Raw genomic sequence first — 6,070 nt, forward strand, 5'->3', positions numbered from 1 at the left:
GCCGCCGGCCGGCTGCGCCCGGTGATCGGTCAGCGGTTCCCGCTCGAGCGCGCGGCGGACGCGCACGCGGCGATCGAGGCGCGGGCCACTGTTGGCAAGACGTTGCTCGAGGTCAGCGTTCCGCCGCCAGGCGCGCGCTGAAGCCGAGCAGCGCCGTGCCGGTGACCGCGTCGAGCCCGCGCCGCGCCCGCCGGTGCGTGAGCATCCCCCGCAGCCGGTCGAGGAAGGTCGTGAGCACCAGCAGGTAGGACAGCGAGAGCAGGGCGTGGCTGAGCGCGAAGACGAACAGCACCGGCAGTCCCTCGCCGGCGCCGAGGAACTGCGGCAGGACGGCGAGGTAGAAGACCAGCACCTTCGGGTTGGTGATGTTGGACACGAACCCCTGCCGCCATCCGCCGAACGCCGCGCCGGCCGCGCGCCGCTCACCGGCGTCGGCGCCGAGCGGCGGGTAGTCACCGCGGATCGCCGACCGGACCGCCTGCACGCCGAGGAACGCCAGGTACGCCACGCCGGCCCACTTGATCGCCACGAAGAGCGGCTGTGCTCGTACGACCAGCGCGCCGAGGCCGGTGGCCGCGGCGGCGCCCTGCACCGCGTTGCTCCCGGCGACACCGCCCGCGGACCAGGCGCCGCGCCATCGGCCGGCCGCGAGTGTGTTCTTGGTCACCACCGCGAAGTCGGGTCCGGGGATCAGGACGAGGACCACGGCGAAGACGAGAAAAGACCCATATGAGGACCACGGCATGACGCCACGGTAACCCGGCCGCGCCCGCCCGTCGCGAGGGCGGATGACCCGGCCTGATCAGTTTTCGGCCGAGGCCTCGCGGTATGGAGTGAATGGTCGTGACGAACAGAGGTGCCCCATGGCGAACGACAAGGTGTCGGCCGAACTGGCCACCGCGCTGGCGCAGATGGCACGTGATCTGCTGGCCCAGGACTCCCTGCAGCAGACCCTCGACCGGATCGTGCGGCACGCGGTCGACCTGGTCCCGGGCTGCGAGATGGCGGGCATCATGGTGCTCCAGAACCTCCGGGTGCACACGCTCGCCGCCACCGACGACCTCGTCCGTACCTCGGACCGGATCCAGGGCGAGGTCCGCCAGGGCCCCTGCTTCGACGCGACCCGCATCGGCACGGAGTCCTACCGCGTCGAGGACATGGACGGCGAGGCCGACCGCTGGCCGCGCTACGCGCCACGCGCTCGTGAGCTGGGCATCGGCAGCATGATCGGGTTCAAGCTGTTCACCGAGGAGCAGAACCTCGGCGCGCTCGATCTGTACTCCTTCAGGCCGAGGGCGCTCACCGAGTACTCCGAGCAGATCGGCTGGCTGCTGGCCTCCCACGCCGCCGTGGCGTTCGCCAGCGCGCGGGCCGACGCCGACCTGCACGTCGCGATCTCCAGCCGGCAGGACATCGGCATGGCCGTCGGCATCCTCATGGAGCGCCACAAACTGTCCACCGACCACGCGTTCGCGGTGCTGTCGCGGGCGTCGCAGCGACGCAACGTCAAGTTGCGCGAGATCGCCCGCAGGGTCGTCGAGACCGGCGAGGCGCCGGAGAGCGTCTGACCCGCCGCGGGCCGTCAGGTCGCAAAACCGCCCCGGCCGTCATGTCACAAACCGTTCCTCTGCATCCGTCTGCACTCGTGACGAGCGCGAACGCGCTCGGCCGGGGCGAGCCCGCGCCGGCATTCGTACGGGAGGAGCAGTTGCGATGTCCATCGCACACATCATCATCACCATCCTGGCCGCCGCCATGGTCGGATTCTCCGCAGTCTCGATGTTCGCCGGCGCGGCATGGGTCGTGCGGCCCCTGGCCGACTACGGCGTCCCCGACGCGTGGCGGCCCTGGCTCGCCACGGCCAAGGCCGCGGGTGCGGCGGGCCTGCTGGCCGGCCTGTTCGTCCCGGCCATCGGCGCGGTCGCCGGGATCTGCCTGGTGCTGTACTTCGCCGGTGCCGTCATCACCGTCCTGCGGGCGCGCTGGTTCTCCCACACCCCGTTCCCGCTGATGTACGTCGCGCCGGTGATCGGCTCCCTGGCCCTCGGCATCGCCGCCTGAGACGGTGAGCCGGACGGCGCCTGAGTGCGGAGGGTGTCCTGGCGAGGTCGGCGGTCATCATCGGAGTACGACGCGGTGGACCGCTTCGGGTCGGCGCGACGAGGGGACGTGCGCGCCGACCCGCTCGGTGGGATGCACGACTTTCTTCGTTCGCGGGGCGCCCTCGGCGTACGGATCGGCCGCCGGTGTCCGCTCGGAAGCCGTGGTCGGCGATGCCGGGGGCGTTAACCTCCTGGTGCGAGTTTCGGCACGTATGCCCGCAAAGTGCGAAACGCCTTCCTGCCGTACGGCCGGCGGGTGTCGGCGCTCAGGTCGTGCGTGCAGATGTACCGGCCGAGCGGCTACAAGGCGACCTGGAGTGTGCTGGAGGACCTCGCGGGTCCCATCCGGCGGGATGAGGCATCCCTCCTGCGGGCGCTGGATGTGCTGGAGGCGAGCCGCGAGCGGTGGAAGGAAGACGCCCGCGTGTACGCCGCCACGCGGCGGCAGGAGAAGCTCCGCGGCCGGCGGAGCCCGCGCCCGCGAGATCCGAACCCGAGCCGGTGCCCCGAGCACTGGTACGGCGTGGCGCGGCAGGCGGCGGTGCGTGCCCTGGAGCACTGGCGGGGCGACCGTCTCTCCTCTCTGCTGACGCCACCCGACCGGCTCACCGAGACACTGAACTCCTGCGTGGCCGCCGCGATCGCGTCGGGCGGCCCGCTGCCCCCCGAACGTCGGCGGGAACTCGCCGACTGCCTCGCCGACCTGCGACGACGGCGAGGAGACCCCGGCCCATACGGCAACGACCGGGCGGCCCACCACCGCGTCCGGGACCTGCTGGCGGTCGCACGGCTCGTCGCGGTCGCCGCCGACGTCGACCAGGGCCTTCTCGAAGTGGTCGGGTCGTGGGTCTTCTTCGTCGCCGCCGAGATTCGCTGAGGCTCGGCGGTCATGGCCGAGCCGAGGGTGGGTGTCGGTCGGCGGTGGCGAACGCCGCGACGCCGACGCCGATGACGGCCAGCGCCATCGGCAGTGCCACGAACCAGCCGGCGCCCAGCGAGAAGTGCATCTGCTCGTCGATGACGGCCCGCAGGACCTGCGGCAGTTCCGTGGTCCTGCCGAGCGCCCTGGACCTGATGGAATGCAGGCGGATCGCCACGGCGACCACCGCGGCGAGGGAGACGAGCCCGGGGATCGTCGCCGCCGCGACGAGTCTGCCGTTCCGCAGGAGAGCGCCGATCAGCCCGAGGGCGCCCGCGACCAGTGCGCACCCGAACGTCACGCGGAGTTCGCCGACGCCGTCCCAGAATTCGACGACCGAGTCGCCGAGGCGCAGCCGTGCCGCCGTCGCGGCCGGCACGTACGGAGGCACGTGCAGCGTCACGCGTGTCCAGGGCAAGAAGGTCGAGACGAGCAGCAGCGCCGCCACTCCCGTGACGGCCAGCCCCAGCCGGTTGGGCCGCTGACCCACCGGAGCGTACGGCGCCGGCTGCGTCCCGGGGAGACCGAACCGCTGTCCGGGCGGCTGTGGCGGCTGGTGGCCTCCCGGCGACGGGCCGGGCTCTGGTGGCTGGCTCATGGTCAGCGGCCGTCCTCACGTGATGGTCCGTCGGGCGACCACAGGCTAACCTCCAACAAACACCTGTGTCTAAGTAAGCCTTCTCGCGTCTGATCGCGTTCCGCCGGGCCCGCCGTCGGATCTTCGGAGCCCACAGCACGTGTCGGGTCGCCGTCCGCGCTAGTACCTTCGCGGAATGGATGACCAGCCGGTACCGGCGGTGGGCATGACGATCAGTATCCGAACGCGCCGGGACGTCGTGATCGTCGATCCGGAGCGTTTCCTGGCCGCGGCCCGCGAAGCGTTCCGCGAAATGAACGGGCTACCCGAGGATTCCGCCGCCGAGGAGATCTCCGACGTCTATGCCGCCGTACACGCCCTGCTGGACCGCTTCGGCCGGCTCGCGGCCGATGCGCCTGCCACGATGGCCGGGTACGGCGGACCGCGGCCGGGCGAACGCGTGCTGGATCGCCCGGACGGCCTTTCCCCGGCGGGCGAGCTCGAGAACATCGTGCTCGACGATCCGCGGCCGTTGCAGGACTACGGCTGTTTCCTGCCCGAGGACCCCTTTGCCCTCCCGGCGGACACCGCCGAAGGCTGAAAGGGCTGGTCCGTTCACAGAACCGGCACGAATTCAAGCCGTGTATCAGGAGCAGATCCCGGGCGTAAATTGCGAACATGCCACTGAGCCGCATCGTCCTCGCGTCCGGCCGCACGGCCGAGCTTTCCGAGCTGCGGCTGTCCGGGACCTACGACGGAATGCTCGAGGGCCATCCGTGCAGGCCCGTCAACGACATGAAGACCAGAGGCCTCCTTCGGGCCGCCGAACGCGCCTTCCCCGCCACGCCGGCCCATCTCGTCCCGCCCTCCCTTGAGCGTCCCGACGAGGACGCCGGCGCGTTCGGCCCCGTCGAGGTGCTGCCCGCCGTGGCCTGCATCGGTCTCTTCCGCTCCGCGGCACTCGGCCCCGACCCGGTGCTGCACCGCTCCGCCCTCACCGTCGCCTGGTTCCAGCCCGCCCCGGGCATCCCGTCGGGCGCCGATCCCGCGCTCCGCGACATCCCCTGGGAGGAGCTGGCCCAGGACTACGAGCTCTAGCCGTCGTGTCCCCCGTTCTCGTAGCCGGAGGAGCCTCATGACCTTCGACCCAGTGCGCGAATCCGACGGCGCGGGAGCCGAGCCGGTCTTCCTCCTCGCTCCGGCCCGCAGCTACTCGACCGTCACCGTGGCCCTGCTGTCGGGCCACCCCGATGTCTACGGCTTTCCGGAAACGCTGGTCTTCACCGCCGCCACCGTCGGCGAGCTGGTCGGCGAACGAGCGGAGTGGGCGGGTTTTCCGCTGCGGCTGAGCGGCCTCTGGCGCGCCGTCGCCGACCTGCACGAGGGCAGCCAGGACGATGACGCGGTGGCACGCGCCCTGGCATGGCTCGCCGACCACACCGAGTGGCCGACGACGCGGCTGATGGACCACCTCATCGGCCTCGCGCGGCCCCGCGTCAGCCTGGAGAAGTCACCGGACACCTCCAGCGACGACGCGACGCTCGCCCGGTGCATGGCGGCCTATCCACGTGCGCGTTTCCTGCATCTCGTCCGCCATCCGGTGACGACCCAGCGGTCGCTGCACGAGCACTGGCGGCCGGCCGGGCGGTTCCGGTCCGACCAGGCGCTCGCCGCCGCGGCCGCCGCCTTCTGGCACTCGTCACATCGGCGGATCATCGACGCGCTGGCGCCGCTGCCCGCCGGGCGATGGATGCGTGTTCGGGCCGAGGACCTGCTCACCGAACCGAGGGTCTGGCTACCGCGGATCCTGGCCTGGCTGAAGCTCGACGACGATCCGCAGATCATCGATCGGATGCTGCTCACCGAGAACTGGCGGTTCGCCGGAACCGGGCGTTCGGGCGCCCTCCTCGGCGGTGACCCGAAGTTCCTCCGCTCCCCGGCGCTGCGTCCGATTTCCGCCCCCGGGCCGATCGTCTTCGACCCCTCCTGGGGCCTGCACGACGAGATGTGCGACCGGATGACGGCCCTCGCGCACTCACTCGGCTACTGACTCACGCGGCGGATCTCCCGGCGCTCAGCGGCTCACCGCGGTCTCCCGCTCGACACGCGACAGCTTCTCGGGGTTGCGGACGGCGTAGAGCCCGGTGATGACGCCGTCGTCGATGCGCACCGCCATGACGGTGTCGATCTCGCCGTTCAGCCGGAGAATCAGCGCCGGGCATCCGTTGACCTGTGCCGGCAGCAGCGACGCCGCAGCGGAGATCCGGCCCAGCACGGGGGCCACCGCCCCGGCTCCCACGATGGGCGCCGGCGCGGCCCGCACGACTCCGCCGCCGTCGGTCAGCAGGACGACGTCGGGCGCGAGGATGTCGAGCAGGCCCTGCAGGTCGCCCGTTTCGATCGCCTGTTGGAAGGCCTGGATCGCGTTTCGGGTCTCGGTCGGGGAGACGATGCCGCGTGGGCGGCGGGCGG

The 6,070-nt window shown here is 71.6% G+C and carries 10 protein-coding genes; 7 read left to right on the top strand and 3 right to left on the bottom strand.

Going from position 1 to position 6,070, the window contains the following annotated elements; all coding sequences use genetic code 11:
* Positions 1–141: zinc-binding dehydrogenase (locus ACFFNX_RS39225; RefSeq protein WP_378211239.1), on the top strand; the 141-nt coding region annotated here is incomplete at its 5' end.
* On the opposite strand, the gene ACFFNX_RS39230 is transcribed toward ACFFNX_RS39225, so the two are convergent.
* Positions 113–745 carry a LysE family translocator gene (locus ACFFNX_RS39230; protein ID WP_378211226.1) on the bottom strand — a complete coding sequence of 211 codons (633 nt, stop codon included), beginning with the start codon at positions 743–745 and terminating at the stop codon, positions 113–115. The two genes, ACFFNX_RS39225 and ACFFNX_RS39230, sit on opposite strands and share 29 nt — an antisense overlap.
* 118 nt (positions 746–863) lie before the next feature.
* Between ACFFNX_RS39230 and ACFFNX_RS39235 the strand changes: the two genes are divergently transcribed.
* From ACFFNX_RS39235 to ACFFNX_RS39245, 3 genes are all read left to right on the top strand, one after another.
* Positions 864–1,568 (top strand): GAF and ANTAR domain-containing protein, encoded by a 705-nt coding sequence (locus ACFFNX_RS39235; protein ID WP_378211228.1) that lies wholly within the window; start codon positions 864–866, stop codon positions 1,566–1,568.
* Between the two features lie 145 nt (positions 1,569–1,713).
* Complete coding sequence (locus ACFFNX_RS39240) at positions 1,714–2,061, top strand: DoxX family protein (protein ID WP_378211230.1); 348 nt, start codon at positions 1,714–1,716, stop codon at positions 2,059–2,061.
* 264 nt (positions 2,062–2,325) lie between these two features.
* Positions 2,326–2,979 (top strand): hypothetical protein, encoded by a 654-nt coding sequence (locus ACFFNX_RS39245; RefSeq protein ID WP_378211232.1) that lies wholly within the window; start codon positions 2,326–2,328, stop codon positions 2,977–2,979.
* A gap of 10 nt (positions 2,980–2,989) precedes the next feature.
* Here the strand turns inward: ACFFNX_RS39245 and ACFFNX_RS39250 are convergent, their stop codons facing one another.
* Positions 2,990–3,619: a hypothetical protein gene (locus tag ACFFNX_RS39250; protein WP_378211234.1), complete on the bottom strand. Its 630-nt coding sequence runs from the start codon at positions 3,617–3,619 to the stop codon at positions 2,990–2,992.
* 175 nt (positions 3,620–3,794) lie between these two features.
* Here ACFFNX_RS39250 and ACFFNX_RS39255 point away from each other — a divergent pair, with 175 nt between their 5' ends.
* The 3 genes from ACFFNX_RS39255 (at position 3,795) to ACFFNX_RS39265 (ending at position 5,648) form a co-directional block, all read left to right on the top strand.
* Positions 3,795–4,199: a hypothetical protein gene (locus ACFFNX_RS39255; RefSeq protein WP_378211235.1), complete on the top strand. Its 405-nt coding sequence runs from the start codon at positions 3,795–3,797 to the stop codon at positions 4,197–4,199.
* A gap of 77 nt (positions 4,200–4,276) precedes the next feature.
* Positions 4,277–4,696 (top strand): hypothetical protein, encoded by a 420-nt coding sequence (locus tag ACFFNX_RS39260; RefSeq protein WP_378211236.1) that lies wholly within the window; start codon positions 4,277–4,279, stop codon positions 4,694–4,696.
* 37 nt (positions 4,697–4,733) lie between these two features.
* A complete protein-coding gene (locus tag ACFFNX_RS39265) occupies positions 4,734–5,648 on the top strand; it encodes a sulfotransferase family protein (protein ID WP_378211237.1) in 915 nt (304 codons plus the stop codon).
* Positions 5,649–5,672: 24 nt separating this feature from the next.
* On the opposite strand, the gene ACFFNX_RS39270 is transcribed toward ACFFNX_RS39265, so the two are convergent.
* Positions 5,673–6,070, bottom strand: a 398-nt coding sequence (locus ACFFNX_RS39270; protein ID WP_512699875.1) for a sigma-70 family RNA polymerase sigma factor family protein, incomplete at its 5' end; no start/stop codon positions are given.

This window comes from Actinoallomurus acaciae (genome assembly GCF_042429965.1).
Taxonomy (GTDB): Bacteria; Actinomycetota; Actinomycetes; order Streptosporangiales; family Streptosporangiaceae; genus Actinoallomurus; species Actinoallomurus acaciae.